Origin of the sequence: Enterobacter sp. SA187 (assembly GCF_001888805.2) — a bacterium.
Classification (GTDB): domain Bacteria; phylum Pseudomonadota; class Gammaproteobacteria; order Enterobacterales; family Enterobacteriaceae; genus Enterobacter_D.
Genome location: NZ_CP019113.1, coordinates 2085592 through 2103088, shown reverse-complemented (window position 1 = coordinate 2103088; position 17497 = coordinate 2085592). Strand labels below are relative to the sequence as shown.

At 51.4% G+C, this 17497-nt stretch carries 17 protein-coding genes, 1 tRNA gene and 1 pseudogene; 9 read left to right on the top strand and 10 right to left on the bottom strand.

The annotated features are described in order from the left end of the window. The first annotated feature begins 8 nt into the window (after window positions 1-8). The 6 genes from BMF08_RS09995 to BMF08_RS09970 all read left to right on the top strand — a co-directional run bounded on the left by BMF08_RS09995 (window position 9) and on the right by BMF08_RS09970 (window position 4422). A complete protein-coding gene (locus BMF08_RS09995) occupies window positions 9-965 on the top strand; it encodes an XdhC family protein (RefSeq protein ID WP_072567448.1) in 957 nt (318 codons plus the stop codon). Then, entirely contained in the window at window positions 944-1498 is a 555-nt protein-coding gene (locus tag BMF08_RS09990; RefSeq protein WP_072567447.1) for a nucleotidyltransferase family protein, read from the top strand. Before BMF08_RS09995 ends, BMF08_RS09990 begins: the two co-directional genes overlap by 22 nt. 38 nt (window positions 1499-1536) lie before the next feature. Continuing rightward, window positions 1537-1695: a hypothetical protein gene (locus tag BMF08_RS09985; RefSeq protein WP_234007220.1), complete on the top strand. Its 159-nt coding sequence runs from the start codon at window positions 1537-1539 to the stop codon at window positions 1693-1695. Window positions 1696-2082: 387 nt separating this feature from the next. Beyond that, entirely contained in the window at window positions 2083-3015 is a 933-nt protein-coding gene (locus BMF08_RS09980) for a hypothetical protein (protein ID WP_072567446.1), read from the top strand. Next, window positions 3012-3566 (top strand): hypothetical protein, encoded by a 555-nt coding sequence (locus BMF08_RS09975; RefSeq protein ID WP_072567445.1) that lies wholly within the window; start codon window positions 3012-3014, stop codon window positions 3564-3566. The genes BMF08_RS09980 and BMF08_RS09975 overlap by 4 nt, the downstream gene beginning before the upstream one ends. A 46-nt stretch (window positions 3567-3612) precedes the next feature. Beyond that, window positions 3613-4422, top strand: coding sequence for a DUF2971 domain-containing protein (locus BMF08_RS09970; protein WP_072567444.1), 810 nt, complete (start codon window positions 3613-3615; stop codon window positions 4420-4422). 314 nt (window positions 4423-4736) lie between these two features. On the opposite strand, the pseudogene BMF08_RS21350 reads toward BMF08_RS09970, so the two are convergent. From BMF08_RS21350 to proB, 4 genes and pseudogenes are all read right to left on the bottom strand, one after another. Next, window positions 4737-5619 (bottom strand): annotated as a pseudogene (locus BMF08_RS21350) (tyrosine-type recombinase/integrase); the annotation flags it as partial. A 167-nt stretch (window positions 5620-5786) separates the two neighbouring features. Continuing rightward, window positions 5787-5862: transfer RNA gene (locus tag BMF08_RS09955), tRNA-Thr, on the bottom strand. A gap of 111 nt (window positions 5863-5973) precedes the next feature. Continuing rightward, on the bottom strand, window positions 5974-7227 hold the full coding sequence (gene proA, locus BMF08_RS09950; RefSeq protein ID WP_072567442.1) for a glutamate-5-semialdehyde dehydrogenase: 1254 nt from the start codon (window positions 7225-7227) through the stop codon (window positions 5974-5976). 11 nt (window positions 7228-7238) lie between these two features. Further along, a complete protein-coding gene (gene proB, locus BMF08_RS09945) occupies window positions 7239-8342 on the bottom strand; it encodes a glutamate 5-kinase (RefSeq protein WP_072567441.1) in 1104 nt (367 codons plus the stop codon). Window positions 8343-8631: 289 nt separating this feature from the next. Between proB and phoE the strand changes: the two genes are divergently transcribed. Then, window positions 8632-9693 (top strand): phosphoporin PhoE, encoded by a 1062-nt coding sequence (phoE, locus tag BMF08_RS09935; protein WP_072567439.1) that lies wholly within the window; start codon window positions 8632-8634, stop codon window positions 9691-9693. A 66-nt stretch (window positions 9694-9759) separates the two neighbouring features. On the opposite strand, the gene crl is transcribed toward phoE, so the two are convergent. The 3 genes from crl to gpt all read right to left on the bottom strand — a co-directional run bounded on the left by crl (window position 9760) and on the right by gpt (window position 12033). Further along, entirely contained in the window at window positions 9760-10161 is a 402-nt protein-coding gene (gene crl / locus BMF08_RS09930; RefSeq protein ID WP_072567438.1) for a sigma factor-binding protein Crl, read from the bottom strand. Window positions 10162-10218: 57 nt separating this feature from the next. Beyond that, the gene (gene frsA, locus BMF08_RS09925; RefSeq protein ID WP_072567437.1) at window positions 10219-11463 is read right to left on the bottom strand and encodes an esterase FrsA; all 1245 of its coding nucleotides are present in this window, start codon (window positions 11461-11463) and stop codon (window positions 10219-10221) included. Between the two features lie 111 nt (window positions 11464-11574). Then, window positions 11575-12033 (bottom strand): xanthine phosphoribosyltransferase, encoded by a 459-nt coding sequence (gene gpt, locus BMF08_RS09920; protein ID WP_072567436.1) that lies wholly within the window; start codon window positions 12031-12033, stop codon window positions 11575-11577. 258 nt (window positions 12034-12291) lie between these two features. Between gpt and pepD the strand changes: the two genes are divergently transcribed. Then, window positions 12292-13752, top strand: a complete 1461-nt coding sequence (gene pepD / locus BMF08_RS09915) for a cytosol nonspecific dipeptidase (protein ID WP_072567435.1) — start codon at window positions 12292-12294, stop codon at window positions 13750-13752. Window positions 13753-13891: 139 nt separating this feature from the next. Here the strand turns inward: pepD and dinB are convergent, their stop codons facing one another. Then, window positions 13892-14947 (bottom strand): DNA polymerase IV, encoded by a 1056-nt coding sequence (gene dinB / locus BMF08_RS09910; protein ID WP_072567434.1) that lies wholly within the window; start codon window positions 14945-14947, stop codon window positions 13892-13894. 252 nt (window positions 14948-15199) lie between these two features. On the opposite strand from dinB, the gene dpaA reads away from it, so the two are divergent. Then, window positions 15200-15940 carry a peptidoglycan meso-diaminopimelic acid protein amidase gene (gene dpaA / locus BMF08_RS09905; RefSeq protein WP_072567433.1) on the top strand — a complete coding sequence of 247 codons (741 nt, stop codon included), beginning with the start codon at window positions 15200-15202 and terminating at the stop codon, window positions 15938-15940. On the opposite strand, the gene BMF08_RS09900 is transcribed toward dpaA, so the two are convergent. Next, a complete protein-coding gene (locus tag BMF08_RS09900; protein WP_072567432.1) occupies window positions 15911-16678 on the bottom strand; it encodes a class II glutamine amidotransferase in 768 nt (255 codons plus the stop codon). The two genes, dpaA and BMF08_RS09900, sit on opposite strands and share 30 nt — an antisense overlap. A gap of 45 nt (window positions 16679-16723) precedes the next feature. Then, window positions 16724-17305: a D-sedoheptulose 7-phosphate isomerase gene (gene lpcA / locus BMF08_RS09895; protein WP_072567431.1), complete on the bottom strand. Its 582-nt coding sequence runs from the start codon at window positions 17303-17305 to the stop codon at window positions 16724-16726. Window positions 17306-17497: the final 192 nt, after the last annotated feature.

Below are 17497 nucleotides of genomic sequence, written 5' to 3'. Positions count from 1 at the left end.
GAGGAGCAATGTCATACTCGCTTTTTGATATAGACGAGCGCTTGCATAAGCCGGAACTGGCGTTTCTTACCGATGACCCCGTGACCATTCTGCGTTTTGCGGTGGAAGCGCTGATGGCCGGTAAAGCGGCGGTGTTAGTGACGCTGGTTGAGATACGCGGCGGCGCGGCGCGACCACTCGGGGCGCAGATGGTGGTGCGCGAAGATGGCCGCTACTGCGGTTTTGTCTCCGGCGGTTGCGTGGAAGCCGCCACTGCTTTTGAAGCACTGGAGGTGATGGTCTCAGGCCGCGATCGCGACATTCGCTACGGAGAGGGTTCGCCATGGTTCGACATTATTCTGCCCTGCGGTGGCGGGATCACTCTGACGCTCCATAAACTGCGCTCACCACGGCCCCTTCTTGCCGTGCTGAACCGTCTGGAACAAAGAAAACCGGCGGGGCTGCGCTACGATCCGCAAGCACAATCGCTGGTGTGCCTGCCCGCGCAAACCCGAACGGGCTGGAATCTCAATGGCTTTGAGGTAGGGTTCAGGCCTTGCGTAAGGCTGATGATTTACGGAAGTTCTCTTGAAGCACAGGCAACCGCCTGCCTTGCGGCGGCAACTGGCTATGACAGCCATATCTTTGACCGTTTTCCGGCCTCAGCCAGCGCTAAGATAGATACTGACACGGCGGTAGTTTTGCTATGCCATGATCTCAACCGGGAGCTGCCAGTACTGCAGGCCGCGCGCGAGGCAAAACCCTTTTATCTCGGCGCGTTGGGCAGTTTTCGAACGCACACTTTGCGTCTGCAAAAGCTCCACGAGCTGGGGTGGTGTAAGGAGGAGACAGAGCGAATCAGAGCGCCTGTCGGGATATTCCCAAAAGCCCGGGATGCGCATACTCTGGCACTCTCCGTGCTGGCAGAGATCGCCTCTGTACGTCTCCATCAGAAGGAGGATTCATGCCTGCCCCCGTCGTCCTGATCCTCGCAGCCGGGCGTGGGGAGCGCTTTCTTACTTCAGGGGGTAGCACCCATAAACTAGCCGCACAGCTTAACGGCAAGCCGGTTTTAGAACATGTGCTGGAAGCCGTCGAAAACGCGAAGCTGAAATGGCATCTGGTCTGCCCTGAAGGTGGCACGCGCGGCATGGGCGAGTCTATTTCTCTTGGCATTCACGCCACGCCAGAGGCTCCGGGATGGCTAATTCTGCCAGCCGACCTTCCCTTAATTCAGCCTTCATCATTGCAACGCGTCGCCGCGGAGCTCGAAGAAAATTCGATTGTGGTGCCTCACTACCAGCGTAATCCGGGTCATCCGGTCGGATTCTGGCACAAATACCGTGCTGAATTAAGCGCCCTTTCCGGAAATATGGGAGCAAAAGAAATAGTGAGACGCGCACGACAACGGGGAGAGGTTAAAGATATTTTCCTGTCGGATTACGGTATCACCCACGATATCGATACCCTGGCAGACTTACAGGCGGCGCAAAGGTTAATAGACCTGTCGCATGCTTAACGACCGACTCATCCTTTGTAAGATCCGAAGCAGGCTTTATGAATTACATTCATAAAGCCTATCTATTTGTACCAGGTTATGCGCACCTGGCACCGAATCACCTGACGCAACATGCGATGCAATTTGACTCATTTCTGGCGGGGAATGGTACAAATATGGCACAAGGCGCTTTTGCTGAACTGGTCAATACCGCGTGAACCCGCGTGATGATTGGTGCGATAATAGGAACAATACATAAACAATAACCTATTGATACAAAAGATTAATATCAATAAAAAATCATATGATACCCCCAATAGTACCCCCAATTTTAGTTTTCTCACTCTAACTTGATCAAAAAACAACCAGCACGTTAGCTCTTACCAGATGACTATGCGTTCTTAATGACCGCATGCAACTAAACCCTCTTAATCCTATTGTAATCTTCTCAAAACCGTGACCATGAACTTTACGGTCTCCTTTTTTCGTGTATGCTCAACCTTAATCATCACTTCTAAAGTTGGGTGTTCATACTCTGGCGGTAGCCTGCATCAAAGATATTCACCCGAAACTAAATAAAGATATATCATATAAAGGGAAATATTATGCATAATGTGAGTTTTTATTCTTTTAGAATTTTAGTTAAAAAAGGTAGCAGATATAGTAAAGCCTTAGGTAATCTTGGTTTGAGTAACAATAAAACAGCGTTTGAAATAATTGAAGAATTCCTTACAAATTACAAAATCACTCCCATGGAAGATAGTGCAACAAAGACAAAGATTTCTTTAGAACAACATAACAAACTAACCTTCGATTCAAATAAAGGTCTTGTTCATGGTTTCATTAAGGTTGGGAAATATGGTGAAACTCATGAAATAAAGGATACACAATTATCTCAAACGCATTATACCACAAAAGTTGATGATGTTATTTTGCGTGAACGCTACATTCTTATTTATCTTCCAAATGCTCTTGAGGAAGGAATTATTGCATTTCATACTAGTGATAATATTTCAGCTAAATCAGCATTTACTGATTTTCTGGTTGAGCATTTTATCACCAAATATCAACTTGAGGCCAGGGTCAATCCTCTTTGTCACAGAAGCATTCCGCAACATATACTTGACTCTGAAGTTAAACAAATTAAAGCTGTAGGTTATAAACCACCAACTGACATAGCCGATTCGTTCGGTAGCAATAAAACGAATGTGAAAACTGACTTAGTCATCAAATATAATGAAGGAATGATGGGTAGTTTTCGTGACTTGAGAGATAAAAAATTAAGTAATGTCATCGAAATTGTCGAAGATAAATGTGATGAGGTGAAGGTTTCGTTGCTACTAGGTAATAGGACGATCGTCTTTAGTTATGACTCAATCCTTAAAAAAGGCATTTCAGTAGAACTTGATGACAATGATATTAAAATAGACCCTACAACTGGAATACCTGACTTGACAGCCCTTGATGACACTGTCAAAGTCATCACCAATGATTTACTTTTAGAAATTCACAGCGGGAACATGGGAGTAATCATATGAACAAGATAAATATATGGCAAGTTCTGTTGAAACATTATAAAACTATGTCAGATCAAAAAGGAAACACTCTAGCACAAGATATATTTATCCATTTTTTCTTGCCCGCGATAACTTCCTTTTTAGTTTGTTATTTTTATGGTACAATGAAACCATCAATCGCAGCTATATTTGTAAATTTCGGAGCCATTACCACAGCTTTGCTTATGAGTGCAGTGATAATGATATATGATCAAAAACAAAAAACCGCTTTCAAAATTACCGATATTATTGAGAATAATAAATCCAAAACAAATTTACCAACTCTTGAGATAAATAGAACAGTATATGAGCAACTTTGCCACAACGTGGCATATGCAATCCTAACATCTGTTATACTTGTCATATCATCAGTGATAATATCATTCTTCCCGGATGATGCATACTCACTTGGGAAAATACACTTTGCCATTCCTGCTTACTTTTTAAGCTTTATAGCTTACTCTTCTTTCTTCACTACTGTAATAACATTCCTTATGGTAATTAAAAGATTTAGTTCCATATTGGACAATTAATGAAAATTAATTTTAATAAAATCACGCAAATCACAATCCATTGAAAATGAAAATTTACCACTATACAGATTTAAATGGCTTAAAAGGAATACTTGAAAATAATTCCTTATGGGCCACGAACTATGCATTCCTAAACGACTCTCAAGAAATCAAACATGGTATCAACTGTATCATCAATGCCTTAGACAATATTCACGGAAAAATAAAAAATGAGCATATTGAATTAGTTAAAAAGACAGTGCAATTCTTTAAGGAAGTTACATCAAAACATGCTTACAATATATCGTTTTGTTTAAAACCAGATTTATTAAGCATGTGGCGTGGTTATGGACAAGCCCAAAAGGTATGTCTGGAATTCGATTCCAACGAGCTTTTTGAAGCAATAGACACTAGTGACAAAGTAATTTATGACAGAAATGTCATCTATACTGAAGAGAATTCAACAATTGAAGCAATTGATGGCATAGTTGAATTCTTTAATAACGAAAAAGTTATTGAAGACATTACTAAAAGTGATTTGGATGAACTTTACCATGCAATAACCCTTGCCCAACTACTTCCCCCGTTCTTTAAAGTAAAACATTTCGAAGAAGAACTTGAATATCGCTTTGTAATATACACGCAAAATAAGAATCAAGATGTGAAGATTCGCGTTGGAAACAAAGGAATCATACCTTACATTGAACTTAAAATGAATAAACATGGTCCGCACGGTGGAAAACTTCCATTGAAAAAAATCATGATTGGCCCAGGACAAAACATAGAAGAACTAATCAATGGAATTGAAATTATGCTCGATGTATACAAATACAATAAAGTTGATATCACTACTTCCAAAGTTCCTTTTAAAGGATGATATTCCCACGATTAGTTCGAAACAATTTTGAATCAGCTTACTGTTGGAAGAAACTGTAACTTAGAGCGGCTACAGCCAAAAATCCCCACTGGCTGTGCCGGTGGGTGACAAGTTTTGACAACTCAATCTGAACGCTAACTTCCGGGTAAACTGGAACATCGATCTGAAAGAGGCTTGAGGATGGTTGCAAAGAGGGTGTGCTTAACACCTCCCCTTCACGAGTTCGTGTATCTGAAGTTTTCTGAAGCGGTAGTGGTTGACACTTTCCTCCTAGTTTTCCCTAGTAAGGCATAACAAACCATAACAGGCTGACAATTGCTTGTTAGCTCTTGGAGCTGGCCAATAAGCGTAAGAGCTTGCCTGGACAACGGGCACCACATGAGGGCGACGCATTTTCATGCGTGAGGCTGGTATTTCCCAGACTGCCTTACTGATATTGATTTCATCCCAAAATGCCCCACGGAGTTCTCCGGTACGCAAGCCGGTGATAATCAGCAGACGAGCGGCCAAAACTACTAACGCGCTTCCTGTATATCCTGACAACGCCTTGAAGAAATCAGGCAACTCTTTCGGTGTGAGGAAAGGATAATGATTGGACTCATGCCCTTGCATCGCGCTGGTGAGATCCGGGGCGGGGTTATACTCAGCTCGACCGGTGACTATTGCGTAACGGAAAACTTCCCCACAGCGCTGCCTAAATTTTCTTGCCTTTTCGGTAGCGCCGCGCCCCTCAATGCGCCGCAGCACATTCAACAGTTCAAGCGGTTTGATTTCGGCTATTGGTTTTTTGCCAATGTATGGGAACACATCTTTATTGAAGGCTTCGAGGATGTCTGAAGCATAACCAGCAGACCATTTTTTTAGTTTGCTGCTGTGTCATTCAAGGGCAATATCTTTGAAGGTGTTGTTTAACTGAATTTCACGGGCAATCTTCTCCTCCCGTTTCGCTTCCATAGGATCGATACCTCCAGCGATACCCCTTTTCGCTTCTTCACGTTTTGCCCGAGCATCGGCCAATGTGACTTCAGGATAAACACCCAGCGCTAACAGCTTCTCTTTGCTGGCTACACGATATTTGAGCCGCCAGTATTTGCCGCCATTAGGTTTGATCAGGAGATACAGACCACCACCATCAGCCAGCTTGTAAGGCTTATCTTTAGGTTTAGCGGCATCCACCTGCCGGGCGTTTAGTTTCACTTGGGGGTACCACCTCTAGACCGAACAGCAAATACCCCCATAACTCCCCCCCAAACGACCGTAGATTTCAGGGAACTTTAGTAGACGTAGAAACACTAAAAGGGGCTGTAAAGCGCAGATTATAAGGGGTTTTAGTGAACTTTAGTAGACTTGGGGAGACGTTAGAATGGTGCCGATAATAGGAGTCGAACCTACGACCTTCGCATTACGAATGCGCTGCTCTACCAACTGAGCTATATCGGCCCTGAGAGGTATTCACGGGCGTGAATGACGGTGTAGAAGGTTAAAACTAACAGGGCGATGCGTCAATAACCTTTCTAATCAACCGGCTACTTTTGCATCACCCCGTTTCATTTAAGCACGAATGGTATCGTCGCCAAAGCCGATCCATTTGTAGGTGGTCAGGGCTTCAAGACCCATCGGGCCGCGGGCGTGCAGCTTTTGCGTGCTGACGGCAACTTCTGCCCCCAGACCAAACTGTGCGCCATCGGTGAAGCGCGTTGAAGCGTTCACGTAGACCGCTGACGAATCCACCTCATTGATAAAACGGTTTGCGTTACGCAGCGTACGGGTGAGGATCGCGTCTGAATGCTGGGTGCCGTGCTCGCGAATATGCGCAATAGCGTCATCCAGATCCGCGACGATTTTCACGTTCAGATCGAGGGACAAAAACTCATCGTCGTATTGTTCCGCTTTCACCGCTTCCACCTGCGCCGGGCCATCCTGTAACTGTGCCAGCGCGGCGTCGTCCGCATGCAGCGTTACGCCGCTTTCCGCCATTTGCCTGCTGAGCGCGGGCAGAAAAGTATCCGCGATATGCTGGTTCACCAGCAGCGTCTCCACGGTGTTACAGGTGCTGGGGCGCTGGGTTTTGGCGTTAACGATGATCTTCAGCGCCGGGTCAATTTCGGCGGTGTCGTCCACGTAAATATGGCACACGCCGATCCCGCCGGTGATCACCGGGATGGTGGACTGTTCACGGCAGAGTTTATGCAAGCCTGCGCCACCGCGGGGGATCAGCATGTCGATATATTTGTCCATGCGCAGCATCTCGTTCACCAGCGCACGATCCGGGCTTTCGATCGCCTGGACGGCGCCGGCGGGCAGACCGCACTCTTCCAGCGCCTGCTGAATGACCTTCACGGTTGCGGCATTGGTGCGCCAGGTCTCTTTGCCGCCGCGCAGAATGGCGGCGTTACCGGTTTTCAGGCACAGGGAGGCGACATCCACGGTGACGTTAGGACGCGCTTCATAGATCACGCCAATGACGCCAAGCGGCACGCGGCGACGCTCAAGACGCAGACCGCTGTCGAGCAGACCGCCGTCAATCACCTGCCCCACCGGATCGGCCAGCTTGCACACCTGGCGGACATCGGCAGCGATGGCTTTCAGGCGCGCGGGATTAAGCGCCAGGCGGTCAAGCATGGCTTCGCTCAGGCCGTTGCGCCGTGCTTCTGCCACATCTTCGGCGTTCGCCAGCAGGATCGTCTCCGTCTGCGCTTCCAGATAATCGGCCATTTTTTCCAGCACGCGATTTTTTTCGCGGGCGGATAGCTGCGCCAGTTTGTACGACGCTGCTTTCGCAGCGATGCCCATTTGTTCCAGCATACGTCTGCTCCTTAGCGGGTGATCATATCGTCACGATGGACGGCGACCGGGCCATATTCATAACCCAGAATCGCATCAATTTGCTGCGAGTGGTGGCCAGCGATACGACGCAGCGCATCGCTGTTGTAACGGGTTACCCCATGGGCAATGTCGCGCCCTTCCTGGTTACGGATGCGGATCACTTCCCCACGCGAAAAGTTGCCGTTCACCTCTTTGATGCCTTTCGGCAGCAGGGAGCTGCCCCGTTGCAGGATCGCCTCGGTCGCGCCCTCATCCACGGTGATTTCACCGGCGGGCGGCGCGCCAAAGATCCAGCGTTTACGGTTTTCCAGCGGTGAGGTCTGGGCGTGGAACAGCGTCCCCACAGAGATCCCCTCCACCACATCGCCAATCACGCCGGGACGGCTGCCCGCGGCAATAATGGTGTCGATACCGGCGCGGCAGGCCACATCAGCGGCCTGAAGTTTGGTTCCCATCCCGCCGGTGCCGAGGCCGGAAACGCTGTCTCCGGCAATGGCGCGCAGGGCGTCGTCAATACCGTAAACATCTTTGATCAGCTCCGCCTGCGGATTACTGCGTGGATCGGCGGTAAACAGCCCTTGTTGATCCGTCAGCAGCAATAATTTATCCGCACCGCCGAGGATCGCGGCCAGCGCCGAGAGATTATCGTTATCGCCCACTTTAATTTCAGCGGTAGCGACGGCGTCGTTTTCGTTGATCACCGGCACGATGTTGTTGTCCAGCAGCGCGCGCAGGGTGTCGCGGGCGTTAAGGAAACGTTCGCGATCTTCCATATCGGCGCGGGTCAGCAGCATCTGTCCGACATGAATGCCGTAGATGGAAAAAAGTTGTTCCCACAGCTGGATGAGACGGCTTTGCCCCACCGCCGCCAGCAGTTGTTTAGAGGCGATGGTCGCCGGCAGTTCCGGATAGCCTAAATGCTCGCGCCCGGCAGCAATCGCCCCGGACGTCACAATCACAATGCGATGCCCGGCGGCATGCAGCTGTGCGCACTGGCGGACTAATTCCACAATGTGGGCGCGATTCAGGCGGCGCGATCCGCCCGTTAAAACACTGGTGCCCAGTTTTACCACCAGCGTCTGGCTGTCACTCATGATTCTCTGCCGTTAAACAAATAAGAAAAAAGATGGGAAAGGACGTTTTAACAGGAGTCAGCGCGCTTGCCAATAACCTGCGTAAAAAGCCCGTTTTTTATTGCGCGGGATCAGCAAGCCTAACGGCAGAATTTGACACTTTTATGGCAGTAGCAAATAAATCCATTTTTTTCAAATTAATCCGACTTTGTCATAAAACCTTCATTCCAGAGCGTTAAAACCCCTCATGTTTTTTCACGGGGCTATAAGCCCAGCGAATATTAGCGTGTCTTTCAAATCAGGAATCAAAATGAAAAAGAGTACTCTGGCATTAGTGGTGATGAGCATTGTCGCTTCCGCATCGGTACAGGCGGCAGAAGTTTATAACAAGAACGGCAACAAGCTGGACCTCTATGGCAAAGTTAAAGCCATGCATTACTTCAGCGACGATGCTGGCAGTGACGGTGATACCACTTATGTGCGTCTGGGCTTTAAGGGCGAAACGCAGATTAACGATCAGCTGACCGGTTTTGGTCGCTGGGAAGCCGAATTTGCCGGTAACAAAATCGAAGGCGCATCTGACGCGCAGAAAACCCGTCTGGCCTTCGCAGGTCTGAAAATCAAAGATTTTGGCTCTCTGGATTATGGTCGTAACCTCGGCGTGATGTACGACGTGCAGGCGGCGACGGATATGTTCCCTGAATTTGGCGGCGACTCTCTGGGTAAAACCGACAACTTTATGACCAAGCGTACTACTGGCGTGGCGACCTACCGCAACACCGACCTGTTCGGCGCTGTGGAAGGCCTGGACATGACCTTACAGTATCAGGGTAAAAACGAAGGCACCCGCGCGGCGAACAAACAGAACGGCGACGGCTGGGGCACCTCTCTGGCCTATGATTTCGGCGGCAGCCCGGTCACTATCACCGGCGCTTATGCCAGCTCGGACCGTACAGATCTGCAACAGTTGCAGGCACGTGGTCAGGGCGACAAAGCCGACGCCTGGGGCACCAGCATCAAGTATGATGCCAACAACGTTTACCTGGCCGCCATGTACGCGGTGTCTCACAACATGACCCCGATCTCGGGTGGTTTCGCTAACAAAGCGGAAAACTTTGAAGCCGTGGCGCAATACCAGTTCGACTTCGGCCTGCGTCCATCTCTGGGCTACGTGCAGTCCAAAGGTAAAGACATCGAAGGCGGGATCGGCGATGAAGATCTGGTTAAATACATTGATGTGGGCGTGACCTACTACTTCAACAAAAACATGTCGGCGATGGTTGACTACAAAATCAACCAGATCGATGACGACAATCAGCTGGGTCTGAGCAGCGACGACGTGGTAGCGGTCGGCGTGACCTATCAGTTCTGATGACAGAAAAGAAAACGCCCTTCAGCGATGAAGGGCGTTTTTTTATGCGTGAGGTTTAGCGATAAATCAGGCCGAGAGCTTCACCGGCTCTTTTTTGAAGTCATCAGCAGGTTCAAGCTTCAGCTCAAGGGTGGAGAGCATATCGCGGGCACGACCATGAAAATCGCGCAGCGTATGTTCCAGACGCTCCTGCACTTCTTTGTCTTTGATCGCGACGGGCTGCCAGTGCCCTTCTTTATCAAACATGCCGAACTGATAGCTGTAGGTAAAGCGCTTCTCCTGGGCTTCCATTATCATCCACCAGCCCCAGAATTCGCGGCTTTCCGGCGCTGGCTTAACGTTAACGCAAACAGCCAGGCAGTCGAAAAAGAACCGATTATCTTCGCACTGTTCTTCCCGGATATAGGGGCCAAGTGCGGTGAATTTCTTAATAAGTCGGCTTCTCGGGTGTCCACTCGGTAACGTCATTGCAATCTCCTTATGTGTAGCCACTGTTTTACCAAACCGGCATAAATTAGCAATGCATTAACGCAATTTATGATTAATCCAGTCGGTAATTTCCCGCAGCGCACGGTCGAAATTGCGATACAGCGGTTTCTGCGGGATCTCCAGCAGCTTGCCATCGGCAGATGACGAGGTGATTAAACGCGACTCTTCTTCCGGGCTAAAGGGATCGTTCTTCCAGAAGCCGGACAGCATCGGCGTCGGGCAACGGCGTCCGAGCAGCCCCTGCGTTTTCAGCGAATAGCGATTCAGCTCCACGCGCAGCGCTTCGTCCGAGGCATCGTGCATCCCCAGACGGCTCGCCAGCACGTCAAGATACATTTCCGGTATCGTGCTCAGACGGGCGCTGTCGGTCAGGAGCGCATGCACCATCGGCCCCAGGCAGGCCACCGCTTTCAGGCGCGGCGATTCCAGATAGGCCAGCCGCACGGCGACGTTCGCGCCAAAGCGGAAGCCAAAGGCGGCGACGCGCGTATGGTCAATCCATGGAATATCCGGCAGCGCTTTCAGCACGTGCTGGTGGAGGATGCTGGAGTCCTGGGTCAGCTTCCATTTTGATGAGAAGCCAATCGAAGGCATATCCAGCGTCAGCATGGCGATGCCCTGCGGCGCGAAATAGCGCTCATAAAGGGTGTAGTAGTCGCTTTGCAGGCTATCCAGCCCGCCGCACATCAGCACCGTCGGGAAGGGGCCGTCGCCTTTCGGCATGTGCAGAAACGCCGTTAAGGGCGCGCCGCCGGCAATGGGGATCTCCAGCTCGCGCAGAGAGCCCGGCAGCCGTCGCGCCGCTTCTTCATAGGCACGGTTCGCCAGCGCCTGCGCCTGCTCCGCCAGATCGTCCCCCTTCAGATGGGGGTAGGCGGCAATACTGTAGAGGGTAGAGGCATGAAGCCAGTGACGGCCGCTAAGTGCGGCGTCTTCTTCCTGGCTGGCTTTTTGCTGCCAGACCATCGCCTGGGTGGCCCACTCATATATCCAGTTGCCGTTGCGATAGCCCACCACGGTGTCGTAAAGGGCGTTGTCGGTGCGTTCGGCTTCACTCATCACGATGCGCGCCTGCACGTCCAGCAGCTCACGCGGATCGACGCCGCGCCAGATCCACATCAGACGGTTGTTCATGCGATACCAGCACGGAATGTTTCTGCCATCCAGCGCCGACTGCACCGCCGGTTGCGTGCCATGCTGAAAACGGCGGACTAATGTCGACGTCTCAGGGTGTTTGAAGCGGGGTTTAAACAGGGTTTCGCTAAGATTAGCCTGGGTCATTGCGCGCAGCCTCCATGAATACGTCACTAATGACTATTGTAACCTGCCGGGCGCTAAAATGAACAACGCCCGGCATAACCGGGCGCTGAAAAGGCATAATAGATGCGGGGATTAACGGCCAGAGATCGGCGGCACGAAGGCTACGCCCATATCCCAGGGTTGTTCAATCCAGGTATCCTGCGGAATATCAATTACATAATCATCTACCAGCGGACGACCAGCCGGTTTTGCAAAAATAGTAACAAAATGCGCTTTTGGATACATTTCACGAATAGCAACCGCGGTACCGCCGGTATCCACCAGATCGTCGATCACAATGAAACCTTCGCCATCGCCTTCCGCGCGTTTCAGCACGGTCAGCTCACGCTGGTTGTCATGGTCGTAGCTGGAGATGCATACGGTATCTACATGGCGAATACCTAATTCACGTGCCAGCAGTGCGCCCGGCACCAGACCACCACGACTAACGGCAATGATGCCTTTCCACTGCTCTGACGGCATCAGGCGCGCGGCCAGTTTGCGGGCGTGAATTTGCAACATGTCCCAGGTGACGACGTATTTTTCGCTCATGTGAAGTGTCCCAGCCTATTTTAAAACGGCTTAAAAAGTGTTCGAGGGGAAAATGGGTTGCGCGAGATTATAGAGATCCGACGCACTAAAAACCAGTGTTACGGGGCACCTGCGCTGCTTTTTACGTGCGCCACAGTACCAGGCCGCCAATAAAGTGGTATTCTGCCAGCCTATCGCGCAAGCATTGCACATGGTGTTTATTTGCTAACCCTGCAACCTGTACATTTCTTTTACAGGTCTATGTCAAGGAGACTTATCGTGTCTGAACTGTCTCAATTATCTCCACAGCCGCTGTGGGATATTTTTGCCAAAATCTGTTCCATTCCGCATCCGTCTTATCATGAAGAACAACTGGCCGCGCACATTATGGGCTGGGCGCAGGAGAAAGGCCTGTTTGCTGAGCGCGACAGCGTCGGTAACATCCTGATCCGCAAACCGGCTACTGCCGGTATGGAAAACCGTAAGGCGGTCGTCCTTCAGGCGCACCTCGATATGGTGCCGCAGAAAAACAACGACACCGTGCATGACTTCACCAAAGATCCCATCCAGCCTTATATTGATGGCGAATGGGTAAAAGCACGCGGCACCACGCTGGGCGCGGATAACGGTATTGGCATGGCCTCTGCGCTGGCTGTGCTGGCAGACGACAGCGTGGCGCACGGCCCGCTGGAAGTGCTGCTGACCATGACCGAAGAAGCCGGTATGGACGGCGCCTTTGGTTTGCAGGCCAACTGGCTACAGGCAGACATTCTGATCAACACCGACTCTGAAGAAGAGGGTGAGATCTACATGGGCTGCGCGGGCGGGATTGATTTTATCTCCACCCTGCCGCTGTCCCGTGAAGCCATCCCGGCGGGTTTCCAGACCTTTAAGCTGACGCTGAAAGGCCTGAAAGGCGGTCACTCCGGCGGCGATATTCACCTCGGCCTGGGCAACGCCAACAAACTGCTGGCCCGCTTCCTGGCCGGTCACGCGAAAGCGCTGGATCTGCGTCTGGTGGATTTCAACGGCGGTACGCTGCGTAACGCCATTCCGCGTGAAGCTTTCGCCACCGTAGCCGTGTCTGCTGACAAAGCTGATGAGCTGAAAACCCTGGCGAGCACTTACCTCGACATTCTGAAAAACGAGCTGGAAGCGAAAGAGAAGAACCTGAACGTGGTTCTGGAAGCGACCACCACGGATAAAGCGGCGCTGACCAGTCAGTCTCGCGATGCGTTCGTGCAGTTGCTGAATGCCACCCCGAACGGCGTGATCCGCAATTCCGACGTGGCAAAAGGCGTGGTGGAAACCTCGCTGAACGTTGGCGTGGTGACCATGCAGGACGACAGCGCAGAGATCATCTGTCTGATCCGTTCGCTGATCGACAGCGGTAAAGAGTATGTGGTCAGCATGCTGGAATCCCTCGGGACGCTGGCTGGCGCGAAAACCTCCGCCAAAGGCAGCTACCCAGGCTGGCAGCCGGACGCCAGTTCACCGGTGATGGCGCTGGTACGCGAAACCTATCAGCGTCTGTTTGATAAAACGCCGAACATTCAGGTGATCCATGCGGGTCTGGAATGTGGTCTGTTCAAAAAACCATATCCGGATATGGATATGGTTTCTATCGGGCCTACCATAACCGGGCCTCACTCGCCGGATGAGCAGGTGCATATTGAAAGCGTGGGCCAGTACTGGACGCTGCTCACTGAACTGCTGAAGGCGATCCCGGCTAAGTCGTAAGCTTTGTGATAAACGCCCGGCGGCGCTTCGCTTGCCGGGCCTACAACAGCTCGCCCGTGCAATGTTGTACGGGATTGCCGGGCCTGCATGAACACTGTAGGCCGGGTAAGCGCAGCGCCACCCGGCACGTTTCCCCCAATTAAAGCCCCAGCACCAGTTGCCGCTCCAGCTGTGGATCGAGCAGCGTAACGTGCAGCCCCACCAGCCTGACGCCCCGCCCTCCCCGCCGTTCATCCCAGGTTTTTCTGGCGATGGCGAGCAAATCGGCTTTGTTTAAGCGCGGCCAGACGTGCTCCTGGGTGGTGAGCTGAAAATCATTGAATTTTAACTTCACCCCCTGACGGGCAATGCGCAGATCCGGTTTAACCTTTGCCAGCCGCCGTTCTAGCTCGTCATAAAGAAAATCAATTTGCGCTTCGCATTCTGACCACTCATGAATATCGTCTGCCAGCGTGCGCTCCACGCCGACCGATTTGCGTAACCGCTCGCTGGTGATCTCCCGCTCGTCGATCCCCTGGCTGCGCTCCCACAGCACGCGGCCAAATTTGCCAAAGCGCTTGAGCAGCATAGCGAGATCGGCGCGCTGTACGTCTTCGCAGGTGCGCAATCCCAGCTTTTCCAGCTTCGCCGCCGACACTTTGCCGACGCCGGGAATTTTCGATAAGGGTAACGTGCGCAGAAACTGCGACACCTCGTTCGGGGTGATGACGTACTGACCGTTGGGCTTGTTAAGATCGGAGGCAATTTTCGCCAGAAACTTTACCGGCGCAATGCCAGCCGAGGCAGTGAGCTGAAGTTCATCAAAAATGGCCTGGCGGATCTGCCGGGCCATCAGCGTGGCCGAGCCCTGACAGTGCACGCTGTCGGTGACATCCAGATAGGCTTCATCAAGGGAAAGGGGTTCAACGTGCGAAGTGTAACGGGCAAAAATCTCCCGGATATGCGCGGAAGCTTCTTTATAGGCATCAAAACGACCGGGTAACAGAGTGAGATGCGGGCAGAGCTTCAGGGCCATCGCCGTGGGCATGGCGCTGCGCACGCCAAATTTGCGCGCCGGATAGTTGGCTGTGCTGATCACGCCGCGTCTTTCCCGGCTGCCGCCGATGGCGAGGGGAATATCACGCAGCGCGGGGTTGTCGCGCATTTCCACTGCTGCGAAAAAGCAGTCCATATCAACGTGTATTATTTTACGCATCGCAGACCCTCACCCATACTGGATAAGTATACAGCCTTACTGCCGTTTATGAGAAGCAGTTGTAATGATTTTGTGAGCAATGGGATAATCAACGGCAATGGCGCAATTAAACATAGTGTAAACGCGCTTATCCGGACTTGCGAAAAACTACCGGGGTGCTAATGTGAGCGCTCCTGACACAGATTAGTCTGATTTCGGATCCCTTTTGCCGTCCTGGCAATGTGAATTACGTTTTATCAAGGAACCAGCAGTATGCGCAAAATCGCATTATTTCTTGCGATGCTTTTGATCCCGTGCGTCTCGTTTGCCGGGCTGCTTAGCAGCAACAGTTCAACCACGCCGGTCAGCAAAGAGTACAAGCAGCAGTTAATGGGGTCGCCGGTTTACATCCAGATCTTCAAAGAAGAACGCACCCTTGATCTCTACGTCAAAATGGGCGAGCAGTATCAGCTTCTTGATAGTTATAAGATCTGTAACTATTCAGGCGGACTGGGGCCGAAACAGCGTCAGGGCGATTTCAAAAGTCCGGAAGGCTTTTATAACGTTCAGCGCAGCCAGCTGAAGCCGGACAGCCGCTTCTATAAAGCCATCAATATCGGTTTCCCGAACGCCTACGACCGTGCTCACGGTTATGAAGGCAAATACCTGATGATCCATGGCGCCTGTGTCTCTGTCGGCTGCTATGCGATGACCGATTCCGGCATTGATGAGATCTTCCAGTTTGTGACCGGCGCGCTGATTTTTGGTCAGCAAAGCGTGCAGGTGAGCATTTACCCGTTCCGCATGACCGACGCCAATATGGCGCGTCATAAATACTCTTACTATGCCGATTTCTGGAAGCAGCTGAAGCCGGGATATGACTATTTCGCCAGCACCCATCAGCCGCCTGTTGTGTCGGTGGTGGACGGGCGTTATGTGGTGAGCAAGCCGATTGCTAAAGGCGCAGTGCAGCCTCAGCTGGCGTCAAACTACACGCTCCCCGAGGCAAAATAAGACCCACTCACCTGGCATGATTTTGTGCCAGGTTTCATTGCCGGTTAACGGCTGAGTGGCGATAACAGTAACCACATCATTCGGTGTGGTTTCTTTCTGGAAGTCGATCTCCACGTCCTGATCCAGCAGCGTCGCCACGCCAAAGGGCGCGCGCCTTGTGATCCAGAACAGATTAGTCGAGCAGTAGGCCATCACGTAGCGCCCGTCCGACAGCAGCATGTTAAACACGCCCTTCTCACGCAACTCTTCCGCCAGCGTCCCGATGTATTTGAACACCGCCGCCATATTGCCTGGCGTACGCGGATAGCGCGCAGTTAATTTATGCAGCAACCAGCAAAAGGCTTTTTCGCTGTCGGTTTCCCCTACCGGGCGGAAGTTGCCGGTTTCCAGCGATTTATAGCCGGTCAGCTGGCCATTGTGGGCGTAGGTCCAGTTGCGACCCCAGAGTTCACGGGTGAAAGGATGGGTGTTTTCCAGCGCCACTTCGCCACGGTTTGCCTGGCGAATATGGGCGATAACGGAGCAGGATTTGATGGGATAATCCTGTACCAGCTTTGCTATCGGCGAGTTATAGCTGGGCTGTGGATCTTTGAACGTGCGACAGCCTTTGCCTTCGTAAAAGGTAATACCCCAGCCGTCTTTATGCGGCCCGGTGCCGCCTCCGCGCTGTACAAGCCCGGTAAAGCTGAAGCAAATATCGGTAGGCACATTGGCGCTCATCCCGAGCAGTTCGCACATACAACACCTCCACCACGCTTCGGGGGCGTCTGCCCCCGATGAGAGTTATGCTTTAACCATCTCTTTTTCGATTAACTGGATCAGGATATGGATCACTTTGATATGGATTTCCTGAATACGATCAGCATAACCGAAATGCGGCACCCGGATTTCAATATCCGCAGAACCGGCCATTTTGCCGCCGTCTTTACCGGTCAGGGTGATCACCTTCATGCCCTTTTCACGCGCAGCGGCAATAGCTTTGATCACATTGCCGGAATTACCGGAGGTGGAGATCCCCAGCAGCACGTCGCCTTCACGGCCCACGGCTTCCACGTAACGCGAGAAAACATAATCGTAACCGAAATCATTGCTGACGCAGGAAATATGGCTGACATCAGAAATAGCGATTGCCGGATAGCCAGGACGGTTTTCACGATAACGACCGGTCAGCTCCTCGGCAAAATGCATGGCATCGCAATGTGAACCGCCATTACCGCAGGAAAGTACCTTACCGCCCGCTTTGAAACTGTCTGCCAGCAGTACCGCCGCGCGCTGAATGGCGTGGATATTGGCTTCATCTTTCAGAAAATTGGCCAGCGTTTCCGCCGCTTCGTTCAGTTCGTTACGAATCAGATCCTGGTACATGAGGGTATCCTTAAAAATGGATGAGGTTAACTCGTCGCAGTGTACCGGATAGCGTTTCGGGCGAGAAGTATAAGCCTGACATATCACCGGGCCTTTTCGGTTTTCGTGCGCTTCCCTGCCCTAACAATGTGAACCAGGTTGTAATTATCTTGTAAACACATTGCTAAATAAAATGACATCCACTACAACCAT

Bases quoted from the DNA above. Each gene is read 5' to 3' on its own strand.
- BMF08_RS09975 (WP_072567445.1), top strand. From the start codon at position 3,012: ATGAACAAGATAAATATATGGCAAGTTCTGTTGAAACATTATAAAACT.
- gpt (WP_072567436.1), bottom strand. From the start codon at position 12,033: ATGAGCGAAAAATACGTCGTCACCTGGGACATGTTGCAAATTCACGCC.
- phoE (WP_072567439.1), top strand. From the start codon at position 8,632: ATGAAAAAGAGTACTCTGGCATTAGTGGTGATGAGCATTGTCGCTTCC.
- BMF08_RS09900 (WP_072567432.1), bottom strand. From the start codon at position 16,678: ATGTGCGAACTGCTCGGGATGAGCGCCAATGTGCCTACCGATATTTGC.
- dpaA (WP_072567433.1), top strand. From the start codon at position 15,200: ATGCGCAAAATCGCATTATTTCTTGCGATGCTTTTGATCCCGTGCGTC.
- BMF08_RS09980 (WP_072567446.1), top strand. From the start codon at position 2,083: ATGCATAATGTGAGTTTTTATTCTTTTAGAATTTTAGTTAAAAAAGGT.
- BMF08_RS09970 (WP_072567444.1), top strand. From the start codon at position 3,613: ATGAAAATTTACCACTATACAGATTTAAATGGCTTAAAAGGAATACTT.
- BMF08_RS09995 (WP_072567448.1), top strand. From the start codon at position 9: ATGTCATACTCGCTTTTTGATATAGACGAGCGCTTGCATAAGCCGGAA.
- frsA (WP_072567437.1), bottom strand. From the start codon at position 11,463: ATGACCCAGGCTAATCTTAGCGAAACCCTGTTTAAACCCCGCTTCAAA.
- dinB (WP_072567434.1), bottom strand. From the start codon at position 14,947: ATGCGTAAAATAATACACGTTGATATGGACTGCTTTTTCGCAGCAGTG.
- BMF08_RS09990 (WP_072567447.1), top strand. From the start codon at position 944: ATGCCTGCCCCCGTCGTCCTGATCCTCGCAGCCGGGCGTGGGGAGCGC.
- crl (WP_072567438.1), bottom strand. From the start codon at position 10,161: ATGACGTTACCGAGTGGACACCCGAGAAGCCGACTTATTAAGAAATTC.
- proA (WP_072567442.1), bottom strand. From the start codon at position 7,227: ATGCTGGAACAAATGGGCATCGCTGCGAAAGCAGCGTCGTACAAACTG.
- lpcA (WP_072567431.1), bottom strand. From the start codon at position 17,305: ATGTACCAGGATCTGATTCGTAACGAACTGAACGAAGCGGCGGAAACG.
- BMF08_RS09985 (WP_234007220.1), top strand. From the start codon at position 1,537: ATGAATTACATTCATAAAGCCTATCTATTTGTACCAGGTTATGCGCAC.
- proB (WP_072567441.1), bottom strand. From the start codon at position 8,342: ATGAGTGACAGCCAGACGCTGGTGGTAAAACTGGGCACCAGTGTTTTA.